Annotated in this window: 14 protein-coding genes; 8 read left to right on the top strand and 6 right to left on the bottom strand. The window is 56.7% G+C overall.

Features of this window, described 5'->3' with window-relative positions:
• Window positions 1-204 precede the first annotated feature (204 nt).
• Window positions 205-2,382, bottom strand: coding sequence for a catalase/peroxidase HPI (gene katG, locus Q0775_RS02480; RefSeq protein ID WP_298857747.1), 2,178 nt, complete (start codon window positions 2,380-2,382; stop codon window positions 205-207).
• Between the two features lie 111 nt (window positions 2,383-2,493).
• Here katG and Q0775_RS02475 point away from each other — a divergent pair, with 111 nt between their 5' ends.
• The 3 genes from Q0775_RS02475 (at window position 2,494) to Q0775_RS02465 (ending at window position 7,001) form a co-directional block, all read left to right on the top strand.
• Window positions 2,494-3,411: a hydrogen peroxide-inducible genes activator gene (locus tag Q0775_RS02475; protein ID WP_298857746.1), complete on the top strand. Its 918-nt coding sequence runs from the start codon at window positions 2,494-2,496 to the stop codon at window positions 3,409-3,411.
• A gap of 814 nt (window positions 3,412-4,225) precedes the next feature.
• Complete coding sequence (locus Q0775_RS02470; protein ID WP_298857745.1) at window positions 4,226-4,696, top strand: (2Fe-2S)-binding protein; 471 nt, start codon at window positions 4,226-4,228, stop codon at window positions 4,694-4,696.
• Complete coding sequence (locus Q0775_RS02465) at window positions 4,689-7,001, top strand: molybdopterin cofactor-binding domain-containing protein (protein WP_298857744.1); 2,313 nt, start codon at window positions 4,689-4,691, stop codon at window positions 6,999-7,001. The genes Q0775_RS02470 and Q0775_RS02465 overlap by 8 nt, the downstream gene beginning before the upstream one ends.
• Before the next feature lie 1,463 nt (window positions 7,002-8,464).
• Here the strand turns inward: Q0775_RS02465 and Q0775_RS02460 are convergent.
• The 5 genes from Q0775_RS02460 to Q0775_RS02440 all read right to left on the bottom strand — a co-directional run bounded on the left by Q0775_RS02460 (window position 8,465) and on the right by Q0775_RS02440 (window position 12,599).
• The gene (locus Q0775_RS02460; RefSeq protein WP_298857743.1) at window positions 8,465-8,686 is read right to left on the bottom strand and encodes a hypothetical protein; all 222 of its coding nucleotides are present in this window, start codon (window positions 8,684-8,686) and stop codon (window positions 8,465-8,467) included.
• Between the two features lie 263 nt (window positions 8,687-8,949).
• The gene (locus tag Q0775_RS02455) at window positions 8,950-9,303 is read right to left on the bottom strand and encodes a DUF4112 domain-containing protein (RefSeq protein ID WP_298857742.1); all 354 of its coding nucleotides are present in this window, start codon (window positions 9,301-9,303) and stop codon (window positions 8,950-8,952) included.
• A gap of 4 nt (window positions 9,304-9,307) precedes the next feature.
• Window positions 9,308-9,466: a YqaE/Pmp3 family membrane protein gene (locus Q0775_RS02450; RefSeq protein WP_298857741.1), complete on the bottom strand. Its 159-nt coding sequence runs from the start codon at window positions 9,464-9,466 to the stop codon at window positions 9,308-9,310.
• 117 nt (window positions 9,467-9,583) lie between these two features.
• Entirely contained in the window at window positions 9,584-11,302 is a 1,719-nt protein-coding gene (gene metG / locus Q0775_RS02445) for a methionine--tRNA ligase (RefSeq protein WP_298857739.1), read from the bottom strand.
• Between the two features lie 64 nt (window positions 11,303-11,366).
• The gene (locus Q0775_RS02440; RefSeq protein WP_298857738.1) at window positions 11,367-12,599 is read right to left on the bottom strand and encodes an MFS transporter; all 1,233 of its coding nucleotides are present in this window, start codon (window positions 12,597-12,599) and stop codon (window positions 11,367-11,369) included.
• Window positions 12,600-12,753: 154 nt separating this feature from the next.
• Here Q0775_RS02440 and Q0775_RS02435 point away from each other — a divergent pair, with 154 nt between their 5' ends.
• From Q0775_RS02435 to Q0775_RS02415, 5 genes are all read left to right on the top strand, one after another.
• Window positions 12,754-13,797: an aldo/keto reductase gene (locus tag Q0775_RS02435; protein ID WP_298857737.1), complete on the top strand. Its 1,044-nt coding sequence runs from the start codon at window positions 12,754-12,756 to the stop codon at window positions 13,795-13,797.
• Between the two features lie 90 nt (window positions 13,798-13,887).
• Entirely contained in the window at window positions 13,888-14,799 is a 912-nt protein-coding gene (locus Q0775_RS02430; protein ID WP_298857736.1) for a 3-keto-5-aminohexanoate cleavage protein, read from the top strand.
• Entirely contained in the window at window positions 14,796-15,329 is a 534-nt protein-coding gene (locus Q0775_RS02425) for a lipocalin family protein (protein WP_298857735.1), read from the top strand. Before Q0775_RS02430 ends, Q0775_RS02425 begins: the two co-directional genes overlap by 4 nt.
• The gene (locus tag Q0775_RS02420) at window positions 15,326-16,795 is read left to right on the top strand and encodes a carnitine 3-dehydrogenase (protein ID WP_298857734.1); all 1,470 of its coding nucleotides are present in this window, start codon (window positions 15,326-15,328) and stop codon (window positions 16,793-16,795) included. Before Q0775_RS02425 ends, Q0775_RS02420 begins: the two co-directional genes overlap by 4 nt.
• On the top strand, window positions 16,792-17,538 hold the full coding sequence (locus tag Q0775_RS02415) for an SDR family oxidoreductase (protein WP_298857733.1): 747 nt from the start codon (window positions 16,792-16,794) through the stop codon (window positions 17,536-17,538). Before Q0775_RS02420 ends, Q0775_RS02415 begins: the two co-directional genes overlap by 4 nt.
• Window positions 17,539-17,588 lie beyond the last annotated feature (50 nt).

Below are 17,588 nucleotides of genomic sequence, written 5' to 3'. Positions count from 1 at the left end.
GGATGATTGGCAGCTTTTGCTGGGTCTGAGATGATCGGTTTGTTCTTGCCGATCGCTTCGAAATTTACCGCACGGTGTAAATCTACAGCATAAGTTGTTTGTTGAAAATCCAGCAGGTGCTGGGCGCTATGGGTCGTCTAGCGTCGGGCATAGCCGTTGTAAGGTGGTTCGGGCAGGCAACAGCCTGCCCGAACTTCGATTTCTTCAAGCCATCAGGTCAAAGCGGTCGGCGTTCATCACCTTTGTCCATGCAGCGACGAAGTCGCGCACGAATTTCGTCTCATTGTCATCCTGAGCATAGACTTCGGCGAAGGCCCGCAGGATCGAGTTTGAACCAAAGACGAGATCGGCGCGCGTTGCCGTGTACTTGACCTCCCCCGTGGCACGGTCCTGAATTTGATACGTGCCGTCTTCCTCAACCGGAACCCACTTGTAATCCATGTCGGTAATCGTCTGGAAGAAGTCTGTGGTCAGCTGCCCTTCACGCTGAGTGAAGACACCATGCTTTGAGCCGTTGTGGTTGACACCGAGCATCCGGAGCCCTCCAACTAGCACCGTCATTTCCGCGCCAGTCAGGCCCAGAAGTTGCGCACGGTCCAGCAGCATCTCTTCGGCAGCAACCACGTAGTCTTGCTTTTCCCAATTGCGGAAGCCGTCCGCCACTGGTTCAAGCACCGAGAAGCTGTCTGCATCGGTCATCTCGTCCGTGGCGTCGCCACGGCCCGCTTCGAAGGGGACAGGGACGTCCTGACCAGCCGCTTTGATAGCCTGTTCAAGACCGACATTGCCTGCCAGAACGATCACGTCAGCGATTGACGCACCCGCATCCGCGGCGATTGGCTCCAGAATTCCAAGGACCTTGGCAAGACGTGTAGGCTCGTTGCCTTCCCAGTCCTTTTGCGGCGCAAGGCGGATACGTGCACCGTTTGCACCGCCGCGCATGTCCGAGCCGCGATAGGTTCGGGCACTGTCCCACGCTGTCGCGATCATCTCGGCAACAGTCAGACCGCTGTCGGCAATTTTCGCCTTTACCGCATCGACGTCATAGTCAGTGGAACCCGCCGGAACCGGGTCCTGCCAAATCAGGTCTTCTTGCGGAACAAAGGGGCCATAGTAGTTGGCTTTCGGGCCCATATCGCGATGGGTCAACTTGAACCATGCCTTGGCAAAAGTCTCTGAAAGGTAGTTGTGGTCCGCGCGGAACTTCTCGCAGATTTCGCGGTAGATCGGATCGATTTTCATCGCCATGTCGGCATCGGTCATAATAGGATTGTGCTTGATCGAGGGGTCAGAGGCATCCGGCACTTTGTCCTCTTCTGCAATGTCGATCGGCTCCCACTGCCATGCACCGGCGCGGGATTTCACCGCTTTCCACTCGTATTTAAACAGCAGGTCAAGATAGCCACTGTCCCACTGCGTCGGGTTCGACGTCCACGCGCCTTCGAGGCCCGAGGTATGGGCAGTGTTGGCTTTACCGTTGAAACCTGGATCGCTCCAACCAAAGCCCGCGTTTACGATGTCCGCGCCCGCCGGGCCTGGCCCGACTTCCTCTGCTGCCAGACCGCCGTGACATTTTCCGACAGTGTGGCCGCCTACCGTCAGGGCTGCGGTCTCCACATCGTCCATTGCCATGCGCCCAAAGGTCATGCGGACGTATTTCGCTGTCTCTGCTGGATCGGGGTTACCGTTCACGCCTTCGGGATTCACATAAATGAGGCCCATGTGCGATGCGGCAAACGGATTATCCATGGAGGTAGCGTCCGAGATGTCTTCTACACGCTCGTTGGTGGGAGCAAGAATCTCGCTGTCGTTGCCCCAGTTAATGTCTAGCTCTGGGCCCCAGATATCTTCGCGACCAAAAGCAAAACCGTAGACTTTGAGGCCCATATTCGAATAGGCAACCGTTCCAGCAAGCACGAGCAGATCGGCCCAGGATAGGGCGTTGCCAAATTTCTTCTTTGCGGGCCATAGGATACGCCGCGCCTTGTCTAGACTGGCGTTGTCGGGCCACGAATTCAGCGGTTCAAAGCGGATATTTCCTGTTCCTGCGCCCCCACGACCGTCGCCCAGTCGGTAGGATCCGGCAGCGTGCCAAGACAAACGGATGAACAGACCCCCGTAGTGCCCCCAATCCGCAGGCCACCACGTCTGGCTATCGGTCAACAGCCGGTCAACCTCATCCCATACGCCCTGAAAATCGAGCGCCTTTACGGCTTCCCGATGATCATAGTCGGCATCCATCGGATTTGTGCGGGCGTCGTGTTGGTGAAGGATTTGAACGTTCAGCGTTTTTGGCCACCAGCGGGTCGGGCTGTTGCCGATCTCGGTATTGCCGCCGTGCATCACAGGGCACCCGCCCTTCATTACGTTGTTTCCGTCCATGATTTGCTCCGATTCATATGGTTTGCGTATTTCTGCAAGATGTAGCTATTTTAACGTGCCGAGGCAATAAATTCCAATTGAATTTTCTAACCAAATCGATAACTTGCGCTAATGGTTGGCATCACACTTAAGCACCTTCGCTATTTCGAGGCACTCGCGCGCCACACCCACTTCGGACGCGCCGCCGAATCCTGCGGCATATCGCAACCGGCACTTTCGGTGCAGATCAAGGAATTGGAGCGCATGTTGGGGGCGCCTCTTGTAGAACGCGGCGCGCGTCAGGTCGGCCTGACCAGCCTCGGCAAGGCTTTTTTGGACCGTGCGCGTCACATCCTAGTTCAAGTCGAAGAGTTGGACGGCTTGGCCCGCGCGGCTACAGGGCCGTTAGCGGGGCAGTTACGTCTTGGCATCATCCCGACGATTGCACCCTATCTCTTACCCGAGATCATGGCCGCGCTCGCCGTCCAGATGCCTGCCCTCGAACTTTATCCGCACGAGTCAGTCACCAAAACGCTGATTTCAGATTTGCTCAATTCGCAACTGGACGCAGCAATCGTCGCCCTCCCGATCTCGGAACCGGCCCTTCAAGAATTTGCGCTGTTCGAAGAGGATTTCGTGCTGATCCGCCCGATCAACGAAGCGAACAACCCCGTACCGAGCGCGCAGACCCTACATCAGATGCGGCTGTTACTATTGGAAGAAGGGCATTGCTTCCGCGATCAGGCTCTCAGTTTTTGCGAGATTTCGACCGCTAAGACGCGTTATTTAATGGAAGGCAGCTCGCTCTCGACTTTGGTCCAGATGGTAGGGGCCGGAATGGGTCTGACCCTCATTCCCGAGATGGCACTGCCTCTGGAAACCCGAATGGCGGAGGTTTCGGTCGCGCGGTTTCCGCCCCCAAGCCCCGCCAGAAGCATCGGCATGGTTTGGCGCAATACAAATCCTCTGGCCGAGAAGTTGATGGATGTCGGTGCCATTGTGCGTCAAGTCGCCGGGAAAAAGCATAGGCAGCCTTACCCTGAATTCTAGCCGATCATTTTCAGGTGATCGGCCTCTCCGTAGTGCGTTAGCCCAAAGAGATACGCCCCGACCGCAGAACTTTTTCAAAATACGAATTCGGAACCGGTGATGACCCGACTGATAAATGCGAATGCTTGCGAGTCTAACTTCTGATTAGAGTGGCTGGGGGCGGCAAACAACGCTGTTAGGGTGCAGCTTTCTCAAATCGGTCATCAGTGAAGCACGCAGTTTTTTGGCGTATAAGCGGTTGCTATGGGCAGGATCTGGCCATTGAATTGGACCAGATCAATGGCCACCGAGTCAGCATCTTGATCGTAAAGACTGATCGCAGTGAAGATGCGTTTAAATTCTGCAGATTTTGATGTGGTCGAATGCCCGGCCTGAGAAAGTTTGCTGCGCTACCGAGCATCGGACGCTGCAATAGCAAAGGTTTTCTTCGGGGTCCGTCACTGCAACAACGTACGGCTGCTTATTCCGCGACGCTGATAACGAGGGATATCGCGGCGCAACTCGATTCTGCGCCCAAACCCCTAATAGGCGGAAATGCCGCGTCTTGATAACGTCGAAATGTCGGATGTTAAAGAATGTCCATGGCCGCGCAAATTTTCTGAAGCATTGAGTGAAATAGAGCGGATGACTGCGACTGACGCTAATTTGCCCTACGTCAGGCTTGAACCGCGCCTACTGCAGTCTACGTCTTTAATTTACAAATAAGTGGGTTTTCAGCTACTTTCCAACACACAAGATAAATGTCTAGCGATTAAAGCAAAGTTCCTTTCTTCGGGCGGTTTGTGTTCAGACATACCTCAAGGGGAATAACTTTATGATTGAATTTGAATTAAACGGACAGAAGGTTTCTGTCGATGCTGATCCGAACACGCCGCTCCTGTGGGCGATCCGCGATGAGATTGGCCTTACGGGGACTAAATTTGGCTGCGGCATCGGTGCTTGCGGTGCCTGCACGGTCCATATCGATGGCACTGCACAGCGGTCTTGCATAACTTACCTATCGGATGTTGCGGGGCTGCAGGTCACGACCATTGAAGGTCTTGATGAGAAGGGGGCACACCCCGTTCAAGAAGCTTGGCGCAACCTTCGTGTTCCACAGTGCGGGTATTGTCAGTCAGGGCAAATCATGCAGGCTGCCTCTTTGCTGAAAGATACACCGAGCCCGAGCGACGATGACATCGACGCAGTGATGAGCGGCAATTTGTGCCGTTGCATGACTTACACGCGCATACGGCAGGCCGTTCGAGATGCGGCGACTGCAATGAAAGGTTCTGCAAATGACTAATCTGATGTCCCGCCTCAACGGCTCCGACACCCAATCGCAGATGACCCGCCGCGGTTTTCTTGTCTCAATGACGGCCACTGGTGTAGCTTTCGGTTTTCCGCAGGCGTCAAGTGCCGCGATTAATCCTGAAGTTCCGGATGGCACTCCGATCACCCCGAATGGGCAGGCCTTCGAGCCTTCGATGTGGTACTGGATCGACGCCGATGGCCGCGTCAACGTCAACATCATACGCGCCGAAATGGGCCAGCACGTTGGCACAGCCATTGCTCGTATTCTTGCCGATGAATTGGAAGTGGCGTGGGAAAATGTTCACATCACTCACGTTGATACGGATGAAAAATGGGGTTTGATGGTCACCGGTGGCAGCTGGTCCATCTGGCAAAGCTGGCCTGTTTATCGTAAAGCAGGCGCTGCTGGGCGTACTGCCTTAATTGACGCTGCCGCCACCAAGTGGGGCGTTGATGCCTCTGATCTGACTGCGCGCGACGGTCGCGTGACAGATGGCACGCAAAGCATCAGCTACGGCGATCTTGTGGCTGGCGGTATTGATCGTAGCTTTACCGAGGACGAATTGGCCGCCTTGCCACTCAAACCTCACGCCGATCTGCGTCTTGTAGGGCAGGATGTGCATCCGCTTGATCTTGATACTAAAACAACGGGGCAGGCGATCTACGGCCTTGATGCCAAAGTTGATGGTATGGTCTACGGCGTTCCGATGCTGCCTCCAACGCGCTATGGCTCGAAGGTCAATTCGGTTGATGACAGCGCAGCGCAGGGCATCAAAGGCTACTTGGAGACGGTCGTGCTTGATGATCCGTCAGGTACAGTTCCGGGCTGGGTCGTCGTTTTGGGTGAGACGCTGTATGCGGCGCGCTCTGCCTCCAACGAGATCAGCGTGGACTGGACGGCTGGAGAGACCGCAAATGTTTCAGAAGCGGATATTCAGGCGCGGTCGCGTGCGCTTATTCAGGGCGAATCAGGTTCTATACTGCATACCGAGCAGCCTGAAACCTCCGGCGTTTTCGACGCCGCGACAACGGTCATGGAAGCCGAGTATACCACGCAGTCGGTTCTGCACTTCCAGTTGGAGCCAGTGAATGCGACGGTCTTCCAGAATGCAGACGGTATTTGGGAAACCCACTCTGGCAACCAATGGCAATCGCTTATCCTGCCGACGCTGGCCACAGCGCTCGAAGTGCCTGCCGATAAGATCGTGATGCGCAGCTATATGTTGGGCGGAGGTTTCGGCCGTCGTCTGAACGGGGACTACATCGTGCCCGCAGCACTAGCGTCAAAGGCTGTGAGCAAGCCGGTCAAGCTGGTTTTTTCCCGTGAGGAAGACACATTGTTCGACAGCATCCGTTCGCCCTCGGTGCAAAAGCTGCGCATGGCATTTGACGACGCGCAGGCAGTGACGGGCATGGAGCATCACGCGTCTGCGGGTTGGCCAACGCAAGTTATGGCACCGGGTTTTATGCCCAAGGGCGTCAACGGCGAGCCTTACGATCCTTTTGCAATTGATGGGGCGGACCACTGGTATACCGTCGGTGCGCACCGCGTGCGGGCAATCTCTAATGATCTAGCGAACCAGACCTTCCGTCCCGGTTGGTTGCGGTCGGTTGGACCAGGCTGGACCAATTTTGCAGTTGAAAGCTTTATGGACGAAGCCGCACATAATGTGGGCGCTGACCCGCTGCAATTCCGGCTCGACCACCTCAAGGCAGAAGGTATCAATGCAGGCTCTGCACCAAATGCGGTGGGTGGCGCCTCGCGGCAGGCCGCTGTGTTGAAGCGCGTTGCTGAAATGTCTGGCTATGGTAAGATAGATCTGCCGGAAGGCACGGCGATGGGACTTGCAACGACCTTCGGACAATCGCGCAGCATGCCGACCTGGACCGCCGCTGTTGTTCAGCTGGCAGTGGATTCCGAGACTGGCGAGGTCGATGTCCAAAAGATGTGGCTCGCCTTTGATTGCGGTACTGTCGTTGACCCCGATGGCGCGCGTGCGCAATGTGAGGGTGCCGCTCTTTGGGGCCTCTCCATGGCTCTTTACGAAGGTACAATGATCGAGAACGGCAATGTCGTTGATCTTAATCTCGGCGCCTACACACCACTACGTCTTGGGGATGTGCCAGAAATGGAAATCGAGTTTATCGATAGTTCCGAAGTTCCGGTTGGTCTGGGAGAGCCGGGCACAACTGTAATTGCGCCCGCCATCGGTAACGCGATCTATAATGCAACAGGAGGTCGGGTCCGTCACTTGCCAATCACTGGCGATGATGTGCTCTCCGCACTGAAGAGCTGATAAAATCGGGCAGGCGCAGCAGTTTGCGCCTGCCCGAACTTTTCGTCCGCTCGAAGATTGGCTTTTGCGTGTCTTCGGGAAATATGGCCGTTGGAAAGTGAGCCTTTTTTCCGGAGCCGATAGAGTAGAAATTAAGCCTTTCAACTGAATCTATGCAATTTCTGCGTTCCAGGCTTCACAGCCGCCTGCGGATGCGGCCGAAAAATACTCAGTTTCGATGGCTTCAGAGATCGACAGTGCATTCTCCAATCCGACGCCCGTATACCGGACAGTTCTTTCCATTTTGGTGTGCCCAAGTAAGAACTGTACTGCGCGCAGCTTGCCTGATTTCCTGTATTCCCGCGTGAGTTTGGCCCGGCACATCAAGTGAGTGCCGTAAGCTATAGTCTCAAGTCCGATGCATGTACCCAATCGCGAACGATCCGTGTTTGCTGCCTTTTAGAGAAATGAAGCCGTTAATGAAATCGGCTCAACTAGAGATGTGCTGATCCGACCATCACGGGATTTTCGATTCATTTCGCAACTGGTGCACGCATTACTTACGACATCTCGAACCGAACCGGCTTTTGCGTCTTGCTCTGCGGAACCGAAGCGCGTTGTCTGGTTTGGCCTGAGGTCCTGACCTTAACGACTTGCATTCGGAAGAGATCCAATCTTCGAAACGTGCTGCTGATCATCGCAAGATCACGGTTGTTCTCCGCGAACTCAAGCGGAACTAGGATCACCTATAGATTGTGGGCTTGAATGGTTGTTTTTCCCGACGATACTCACCGCTTCCCAGAACCTCGACCTGTTTGCGGGAAGTTTCATCTCCCCATTGAAGTAGAAAAGCCTATTAGCGGCATGGAGCGCATACCTTGCCTCGTTTCGGTCAGTTTCATTCGTCACCAGAAGGACAACGGCACTTTGGTGCATATCGTTGTGTCTAACGCGATGGACGCGCCTGTGTCGCGCAACTGAGAAGGCTACTGACAGAGGGTGGCTTGCTCGTCAAACTCATGGAAACAAGAGGTGTTTCTCATGAAGCTTACTCAATTAATTTCCAACGGGGCAAAATTTCTGCCGAAGCGTTCATGCTGGCTCGGACCTGTAACCGCGACACTTCAAGCAGAAGGTAAGGAGACTATTCGCTTCGAAGTAAATCTTGTTTTATCTCATGCTACTGATACCGCTTCGCAGCGGTAGCCTCGAGGCGATTGGCGCAGGAATGGATGAATAGCGCACGTCCATTCCTTAGCATCTAGAAGCTATGGGTTTTGCGATATTGTAACAGTATCACTACACTTAACACTTGGGCCTACTTCAAGGCCAGTCGCCACAAACGCCCATCTGGCTCAAAGTCCTGCATCACGTGCCTGTCTTTCTACGCCTTCTGAAGCGCGTGACGTACCCGCTTTTTTGTATCGTCATGGGTGTCAGCATCCCAGCCCTTCGCCGCGATGATCTGCTACGCTATCGTTTCGTCATCCAAAGGTGCCACTCGCAGCGCTTTGATAATTGTCAGCTTCATCCCATTGCGCCCAAATAGCGGCACGTACTTTCCACGCGGGGCGATGCCTTGAGTTGTCCTCATAGCAGCACAGGATGGGCAGACGGTCTATGGCGCCCAGATCAGCAGTGAGGACGTCGGCCCCCCTTAGCGCGACCTTGTAATGTCCTGCAATCTCGCCACGCTTTTGATCCATTTGAAGAATGTATGTTCCATGCAAAGAATCTAGATGATGTTTTTGGGTAAATTTTGGTGCGTTTGATAAAAGAGACCGCGCAAGCCTGCCGTCGGTTAAAGATACCAAGCCAAAACTAGAGCTGTCCGCCCCGCACGAACATTTGCACGCGGATGAAGCTGCGCTGGGCAAACGGGAAATGTTCTGGTCCAACGACGGGGCGCCGGATGTTAAACGTCACCACTCCCAAAAACATCTTATGCCGACTTGTGGCAGGTACCCTGCTAGGACTGAGCCATTTTGGTTTCGCGACCCAATTCTGCGCGCAAAAGGGCAAAGTTACGATTGTTCGCTTTGAACACCAAGTCAAACACATCTCCCAACAGAGGGACCGCGCCAATCGTAAAGTCCAGTCCGCTGTTGACGAGCATACGGCCTATCGTTCTCTTACGCGCGCCAAGCGCATGCGCACGGTAGATGAGGTAGACAGACGGACCAAGTGTCGCGACATCGCCGATGACGGGAACAAGACCCGCTATGGTATCCCAGCCAAATCTGATTGGCGTGCCGGGTATGCGGTATTTGCTGTCAAGGAGGCTCGAAAGCCGGTCCAGTCGCTCAATCTCTGCGTGTACCAAAGCGCTACTTCCGCGCGATTATGAAGATGGCGTGGACGAGACCGGGAATGTATCCGAGTAGCGTCAGAATGATATTCAGCCAAAAGTGCTTGCCGAGGCCTTCTTGCAAAAATACGCCAAGGGGCGGGATGATTACGGATAAGATGATACGGAGAAGGTCCATGCTGTCGGGCTCTTTCATAAATTACGCTAGGCCGCGCAGAGATGTGCGGCTGTTCTGACAACACCCAAAGCTTCGATTGGTTGCGCTTAGCCCGCATATTCTTGCAGGCCGGAGGTCTCAGGCTGCGTCGCGTTTGCCCGCAAACCGCTCAGCCCATTCCTCGCGCTGCTCATCCGTGATCTTGGCGAAGAGGACTTCGGGGACTTCGAACACATGACCAGCAGGCAGTTGGGCGACAGCGGCGGGCACATCGTCAGGCCAGCCTGCGTCCGCGATTTTCATGCCAGCGAGCATTTTTTCTGCGGCGTCCGGAATAAAGGGCGCGGCAAGTGTAGCATAAAGCGGGATGAGGTTTAGTGCGAGGCGCGTTTGCGCCGCTGCGCGGTCGGGGTCGGTTTTGAAGGTTGTCCAAGGCGCTTGGGCTTGGAGGTATTCATTACCAGCGGCCCAGATCGCGCGCAGCTCAGCGGCGGATTTGCGCACTTCCATGGCATCCATCTGGGCGTTGTAGCGGGCGACACGCTCCGTCAGATCGGCGATAAGGGCGTGCTCGTCAGGGCCGTATTCGCCTGCGTTTGGCACCGCTTCGCCGAATTTGGAGCGGCAGAATTTGGTGATGCGGCTGACGAAGTTGCCGAGGACATCAGCGAGGTCTTTGTTCACATCAGTCTGGAATGTCTCCCAAGTGAATTCGGCATCCGACGTCTCGGGGGCGTGGGACAGCAGCCACCAGCGCCAATAGTCGGCGGGGAGAATTTCGAGGGCTTGATCCATGAACACGCCGCGCCCGCGCGAGGTGGAGAACTGACCACCATCATAGTTGAGGTAGTTGAAGCTTTTGATGTAATCGACGAGCTTCCATGGCTCGTTTGAACCCATAATCGTGGCTGGAAAGCTCAGCGTATGGAAGGGGACATTATCCTTACCCATGAACTGGGTGTAGCGGACATCATCCGCGCCCTTGTCGGTGCGCCACCAACGCTCCCAATTGTCACCCTTGCCTGCGTCGACCCACTCTTGGGCGCAGGCGATATATTCAATGGGGGCGTCGAACCAGACATAGAAAACCTTGCCCTCCATGCCGGGCCAAGGATCGTCACCACGTTTGACGGGGACGCCCCATTTGAGGTCACGGGTGATGCCGCGATCTTGCAGGCCGTCACCGTCATGCAGCCATTTTTTGGCGATGGAGGTGGTGAGCACGGGCCAGTCTGTCTTGCTCTCGATCCAGTCGTTGAGGCGATCTTTCATCTTGGATTGCTTGAGGAAGAGGTGCTTGGTCTCGCGCATTTCCAGATCAGTGGCACCCGACACGGTAGAGCGAGGATTAATCAGGTCTTCTGGATCGAGCTGCTTGGTGCAGTTGTCGCATTGATCGCCGCGTGCATCCTCGAACCCACAGTTGGGGCAGGTGCCTTCGACATAACGGTCGGGGAGGAAGCGGCCATCGGTCTCGGAATAGATCTGAGACTGATCGACCTCTTCGATAAGGCCTTCATTGGCGAGGGCGCCTGCGAAGTGTTGGGTCAGGCGCTTGTTCTGCTCGGAGGACGAGCGGCCAAAGTGGTCAAAGCTGAGGCCGAAGCCCTCAGCAATTTCCTTTTGCACGGCGTACATTTCGGCGCAGTATTCCTCGACGGGTTTGCCTGCTTTTGCTGCGGCAAGTTCGGCAGGTGTGCCATGTTCGTCAGTTGCGCAGAGGAACAACACTTCGTTGCCGCGGGCACGCAGGTAGCGGGCATAGAGATCGGCGGGCAGTTGGCTGCCAACCAGATTACCGAGGTGCTTGATCCCGTTGATATAGGGAATGGCGGAAGTGATGAGGTGACGGGTCATGATATGCGCCTTTGGCTAGTGTTGAGCGTGCTTTAGCAGGGGCGCGGCCCTGTTTCCAGCGCGATCAGTCCTTTGGGGGTTTGTCGCGGCTGCGACCTGTCAGGCGGCCAATGACAAAGCTGGTGCGCAGCGCGTTGATATATCTGGTGCGGCGGCGCACGGTGCGGCCCATGCGCATGCGGATAATGCCGAACACAATGAGCGAGGCATGGCCTCCTGCCAGCATGACGAACATGGCGTCAGGGCCGTAGTTTTCAATCAGGACGGACGCGCCGTAGGGGGCGGCGATCGCGCCCATGGCGAACCAGAACATCAGGGCGGCGGAGAGTTCGACGCGTTCGTGCGAGCTGGCAAAATCATGGGCATGGGCGGCGGCGACCGAGTAAATGGGAAAAGTGGTCAGGCCAAAAAGGGCAGAAGAGAGCAGGATGCCGTAAAGTCCTAGTTGGCTGGTTTGCATGGTGACAAAGCAGCTGCCGATGGCGGCAACCGAGAGCCAGATCAGCACTTTGCGGCGGTCGAATTTATCAGCGATCCAGCCTACGGGGATTTGGGCAATGGCGCCGCCGATAACGAAGGCGGCGAGGAACCACGCGATCTGGCCTGCGCTGAGGCCCACTTCCTGACCATAGATCGGTCCGACCATGCGGAAGGATGCGCTGCTGAGGGCGGCGACAATCACACCTGCCACGGCGAGTGGCGAGCGGACATAGGCCAGCATCGGGCGCAGGCGCGGTGATTTTGGTGTTTCGGGCTGCGAGGAGGTGGTGAGTGTGATGGGGAGCAGCGCTGCGCAGCACAGGATCGCGAGGATGTTGTAGGAGATGTAGTCAGCCGGTGCGAGAATGCCAATGATGCCTTGGGCGGCAAGGCTGCCTGTCATGTCGACCATGCGGTAGGTGCCCATGGCGCGGCCGCGTGTCTCGTTGGTGACTTTTGCCTGTAGCCATGCCTCGACCACGGTATAACACCCCGCTACGCATAACCCTGATGCCACACGCATTAGCGCCCAAGCGTAGGGGTTAATGATCATCATATGAGCGATGAGGCCGATACTGCCCGCCGCTGTGAATGCCGCAAAGGCGCGAGAATGCCCGACCGAGCCGAGCAGGCGCGGCGCAAACCAGCAGCCGATGAAGAAGCCGAAGAAATGCGCAGAACCAAGCATACCGATCTCTTGGCGGGTGAAGCCGAGGGCGGTGCCAGAGAGCACGTCCAAAGGGCCAACGCCGCCCGAGGAGAGTTGTAGCAAGACGACCGAGAAAAACAGCGCCGCAAAGGAGATCATCATCCGCATTTGGGATCATTGTCCTCTTTTGGGCCGTGAAGGATAGCGAAAACCGACAGTAAGGGTCGTATCTGGTGAAAACTTTTCGCCCTGCGGTAAATGTCGGTTGCAGCGGCAGTGCGCTCGCGTAGTTTGCCTGCAACCGCGAGATAAGGAGAGCGCTATGCAAAGGACGACATTGGGACGCACGGGTATTGAGGTGTCGAAATTTTGTTTGGGTTCCATGACGTGGGGGACGCAAAACACTTTTGCCGAGGGGCATGGGCAGATTGATCGCGCGTTAGAGGCAGGGATCGATTTTGTCGACACTGCCGAGATGTATCCTGTAAATCCGCTGAGCGAAGAGACGCAGGGGCGCACGGAAGAAGTGATCGGTGAGTGGTTCGCCAAAGGGGGCGACCGCGCACGCATGGTGCTGGCGACGAAACATTCGGGCAACGGTATCAAATATGTGCGCGAGGGCGGCGACATCACGGCAGAGTCGATCCCCAAGGCGCTGGATGGCTCGCTCAAACGGCTCAAGACGGATTATGTGGACCTTTACCAGTTTCACTGGCCCAATCGCGGCAGCTATATGTTCCGCAAGAATTGGACCTATGATCCGACTTCGCAGAACCGTGCAGAAACACTCCAGAACATGGAGGATTGCTTGGGCGCATTGCAGATCGAAGTCGATCGAGGCCGCATCCGTGCATTCGGGATGAGCAACGAGAGTGCATGGGGTTTGACGCAGTGGGCCAATGCCGCCGAGCGTGTAGGCGGGCCCCGTGTAGCTACCGTGCAGAACGAATATTCGCTGATGTGCCGTCTGGCCGATACTGATCTGGCGGAGACGTTGCACAACGAGGATATCGGGATGCTGTCGTTCTCGCCTTTAGCCACAGGGCTTTTGACGGGAAAATATCAGAACGGTGCGGTGCCTGACGGCTCGCGTCTCTCGCTGTCGCCAGAGTTGGGCGGGCGCAAGACGCCGCGCGCGTTTGAGACGGTGGGTGCCTATCTGGCTGTCGCTAAGAAGCACGGACTTGACCCTGTGCACATGGCGATGGCGTTTGTGCGCGACCGTCCGTTTATGGCATCGGCTATTTTTGGAGCGACCACGATGGAACAGTTGGACCGCATCATTGCGGGCGCTGATCTGGTGCTCAGCGAAGAGGTTATGGCGGATATTGACATGGCGCACCGTGCGCACCCGATGCCTTACTAAAGCCAAAGACGACATGAACACGACGCTTTTGGGGATGGAAATGTGCCAGCCCCTCGCGCACAATCGCGTGCAACTATAAGGGAGAAAGCCATGCCACTTGCCATGAACCGTGAGGTGTTTATCACCTGTGCCGTCACTGGATCGGGCGCGACGCAAGACCGCAGCCATCATGTGCCACGCTCGCCAGAGGAGATCGCGGACAGTGCGATTTTGGCAGCCAAAGCGGGGGCGGCAGTGGTGCACTGCCATGTGCGCGATCCAGAAACGGGAGCGCCCAGCCGTGATGTTGCCCTCTACCGCGAAGTGACCGAGCGTATTCGTGACAGTGATACGGATGTGGTGCTGAATCTCACGGCAGGGATGGGCGGGGACATCGTGTTTGGCGATGTGGAGAATCCGATGGACCTCAACAAAGCTGGTACCGACATGGCAGGTGCGACAGAGCGTATGGCTCATATCACCGAATGCCTGCCCGAGATTTGTACGCTTGATTGCGGCACGATGAACTTTGCCGAGGCCGATTATGTGATGACCAACACACCCGGTATGCTGGTGGCGATGGGGCAGATGATGACCGATCTGGGTGTGAAGCCCGAGATTGAGGCGTTTGACACAGGCCATCTTTGGTACGCCAAGGAGCTGGTCAATCAGGGTATTCTGGACAGCCCCGCGCTTGTGCAGCTTTGTATGGGCGTCAAATGGGGCGCGCCTGACGACCTCAACACCTTCATGGCGATGGCAAACAACGTGCCAGACGATTGGACGTTTTCGGCCTTCGGGCTTGGGCGCAACCAGATGGCTTATGTCGCCGCTTCGGTACTGGCAGGAGGCCATGTGCGTGTGGGGTTGGAGGATAACCTGTGGCTCGACAAAGGGGTGCTGGCCGAGAACCACGAGCTTGTGACGCGTGCACGCGGGATCATCGAGGCAATGGGCGCGACGCTGATCGGTCCTGATCAAGTACGTGAGAAGCTTGGTTTGCAAAAGCGCATGCCGCGATGAGAGGGTTTGCGGGGGCGCTGGTCGCTGTCGCGCTGGGCGCCTGTGCGGCGGATGTGCCAGCACCTGTGCCATTGGGGCCAAGTTATCGCGACCAGACATCGCCCATTGGGATCACGTCACGGTTCGATGCGGAAAAGTTTGAAGGCGTTTGGTATGTGCGGGCGGGGTTTGATCCGTCGCTGGGGCGTATGGCGTTTCGGATGGTCGACACGCCAAAGGGGCCTGCCATGCGGTTGGGTGCTTTTGTCTGTGATCCTGCGGGGGTCTGCGGTGATTTTGCGGAGGATTTGCCCCTCACGTGGATAAGCAGGGGCCGCTATAGCGTGCGGATGCCTGACGGGATGACACGCGAGTTCTGGGTGCTGTGGGTGGACGAAGGTTTCCGCACGGCGGTGCTTGGCAACAAGACGGGCGAGTTCGGCTGGATTGTGGACCGCAGCACAAAAGGCGGCGCGGATCGCATGAAAGCAGCACGCGAGATTTTAGATTTTAATGGCTACGATGTACGCCAGTTGAGGACTGTAAAATGACGAGAGTTGCAGCGATTGTTGGCGGTGGCGTAATTGGTGGCGGTTGGGCTGCGCGGTTCATGCTCAACGGGTGGGATGTGCAGGTGTTCGATCCTGATCCACAAGCGGAGCGCAAGATTGGCGAAGTTTTGGCCAATGCGCGGCGATCCTTGCCCGGTCTGACGGATGTGGCGCTACCGCCCGAGGGGCGGATTACTTATCATTCAAGTATCGCCGAGGCGGTGACGGGGGCGGACTGGATACAGGAGAGCGTGCCGGAGCGTTTGGAGATCAAGCATGCGACTTTTGCGGAGATACAGAGTGCTTGCGCCAAGAATGCGGTGATCGGATCGTCAACGTCTGGGTTCAAGCCGTCGGAATTGCAGCAAGGCGCCCTTCGTCCTAAGCAGATCATGGTCGCGCATCCGTTCAACCCTGTGTATCTGCTGCCGTTGATTGAGCTGGTGACGACGAATGCGGATGCGGAGCTGGTCGAGACAGCGAAGGCTACGCTCACGTCATTGGGCATGCATCCGCTGCATTTGAAGAAAGAAATTGACGCCCATGTGGCGGACCGTTTCTTGGAGGCGGTCTGGCGTGAGGCGCTGTGGCTGGTCAAGGACGGGATAGCCACGACTGAGGAGATTGACGACGCAATCCGCTATGGCTTTGGTATCCGCTGGGCGCAGATGGGCCTGTTCGAGACCTACCGCGTGGCGGGCGGTGAAGCGGGTATGAAGCATTTTATGGCGCAGTTCGGGCCGTGTCTGACGGCACCATGGACCAAGCTGATGGATGTGCCGGAATTCACCGAGGAGCTGGTAGACCTGATTGCGGGCCAGTCAGACGCGCAGTCGGGGCATCATTCAATCCGCGAATTGGAGCGTATTCGTGACAACAACCTTGTGACCATGATGCGTGGGCTGAAGGCGCAGAACTGGGGCGCAGGGGCGCTCATCAATGCGCAGGAAACGGCGATGCGTAAAGGCACGGTGCACGGCGCTGTGGCAGCTGATCTGCCCGCTGGGGAGTTGGTCGAGACGGCGCACCGCACAGTGCCGCTCGATTGGACGGACTACAACGGCCACATGACAGAATCGCGGTATTTGCAGGCTTTTGCCGATGCAACGGATCGGTTTATGGCGATCATTGGCTGTGATGCGAAATACATCAAATCGGGCGGCAGCTATTTCACCGCCGAGACACATATTCGTCATATCGATGAGGTGCATGCGGGGGCTTTGATTACCATACGGACGCGTGTGGTGATGGGAGAAGGCAAGAAGATGCACCTCTTCCACGAGATGCTGGAAGGGGACCGCATGCTGGCCACGGGCGAGCATTTCTTACTCCACGTAAGCCTTGAGACGCGCAAGCCGACGCCGCCTGCACAGCATATCGAGGCTGCATTGGTGCGGTTTGCGCAGGCGCATGCGTCGCTTCCACCGCCTGATGGTTTAGGTCGCGCTATCGGCGCTCCACGTTGAAGAAAGTCCTGATCACGGCAGGCGCGTCGGGGGTCGGGCGCGCGATGGGCGAGGCATTTGAGGCCGCGGGTTTCGAAATTTGGGTAACGGATGTGAACGCTGCTGCGTTGGATGCGTTGCCCGAGACGTGGCAGGCGCACATCGCGAACGCAGTTGACGAGGCCGCGATGGCTGCGGTCATCGAACAGATGGGGCAGATTGATGTGCTCTGCGCAAATGCGGGGATTGCGGGACCTACGGCGCGAATCGAGGACATTGAGGTTGGCGAGTGGCGTGCTTGTGTCAGCGTCAATCTGGAGGGCGCGTTTATCGCTGCCAAACACGCGACACCGTTGATGAAAGCGGCGAGGCGGGGTGTGATAATCCTCACGTCTTCAACGGCGGGCATCTATGGATACCCCAATCGTGCGCCCTATGCGGCGGCGAAATGGGCGATTATCGGCTTGATGAAAACGCTGGCGATGGAGTTGGGACCGCATGGCATTCGTGCCAATGCGATCTGCCCCGGTGCGGTGGAGGGTGAGCGGATGGAAGGGGTGCTGGGGCGTGAGGCCGCGGCTAAGGGCATGACCCGCGATCAGGTCTATGACGGCTATGCAGTGGGCACCTCCATGCGGCGGTTTGTAGAGGCGCAAGATGTTGCGAATATGGCGGTTTTCCTAGGCTCTGACGCAGCGCGGCTTGTCTCGGGGCAGGTGATTGCCGTGGACGGGCATACGGAAAATCCCGATCCCAAGGTCTGAATAGGCAACGTTTTGTGTCGTTTCCAGCGGGTCATATTCTGGCGCGATCA

It is taken from the genome of uncultured Sulfitobacter sp. (genome assembly GCF_947499945.1).
GTDB lineage: Bacteria > Pseudomonadota > Alphaproteobacteria > Rhodobacterales > Rhodobacteraceae > Sulfitobacter.
This window is presented reverse-complemented; position numbering and strand designations above follow the sequence as displayed.

Bases quoted from the DNA above. Each gene is read 5' to 3' on its own strand.
- Q0775_RS02425 (WP_298857735.1), top strand. From the start codon at position 14,796: ATGAGAGGGTTTGCGGGGGCGCTGGTCGCTGTCGCGCTGGGCGCCTGT.
- metG (WP_298857739.1), bottom strand. From the start codon at position 11,302: ATGACCCGTCACCTCATCACTTCCGCCATTCCCTATATCAACGGGATC.
- Q0775_RS02450 (WP_298857741.1), bottom strand. From the start codon at position 9,466: ATGGACCTTCTCCGTATCATCTTATCCGTAATCATCCCGCCCCTTGGC.
- katG (WP_298857747.1), bottom strand. From the start codon at position 2,382: ATGGACGGAAACAACGTAATGAAGGGCGGGTGCCCTGTGATGCACGGC.
- Q0775_RS02470 (WP_298857745.1), top strand. From the start codon at position 4,226: ATGATTGAATTTGAATTAAACGGACAGAAGGTTTCTGTCGATGCTGAT.
- Q0775_RS02465 (WP_298857744.1), top strand. From the start codon at position 4,689: ATGACTAATCTGATGTCCCGCCTCAACGGCTCCGACACCCAATCGCAG.
- Q0775_RS02460 (WP_298857743.1), bottom strand. From the start codon at position 8,686: ATGGATCAAAAGCGTGGCGAGATTGCAGGACATTACAAGGTCGCGCTA.
- Q0775_RS02420 (WP_298857734.1), top strand. From the start codon at position 15,326: ATGACGAGAGTTGCAGCGATTGTTGGCGGTGGCGTAATTGGTGGCGGT.
- Q0775_RS02440 (WP_298857738.1), bottom strand. From the start codon at position 12,599: ATGCGGATGATGATCTCCTTTGCGGCGCTGTTTTTCTCGGTCGTCTTG.
- Q0775_RS02430 (WP_298857736.1), top strand. From the start codon at position 13,888: ATGCCACTTGCCATGAACCGTGAGGTGTTTATCACCTGTGCCGTCACT.
- Q0775_RS02435 (WP_298857737.1), top strand. From the start codon at position 12,754: ATGCAAAGGACGACATTGGGACGCACGGGTATTGAGGTGTCGAAATTT.
- Q0775_RS02475 (WP_298857746.1), top strand. From the start codon at position 2,494: ATGGTTGGCATCACACTTAAGCACCTTCGCTATTTCGAGGCACTCGCG.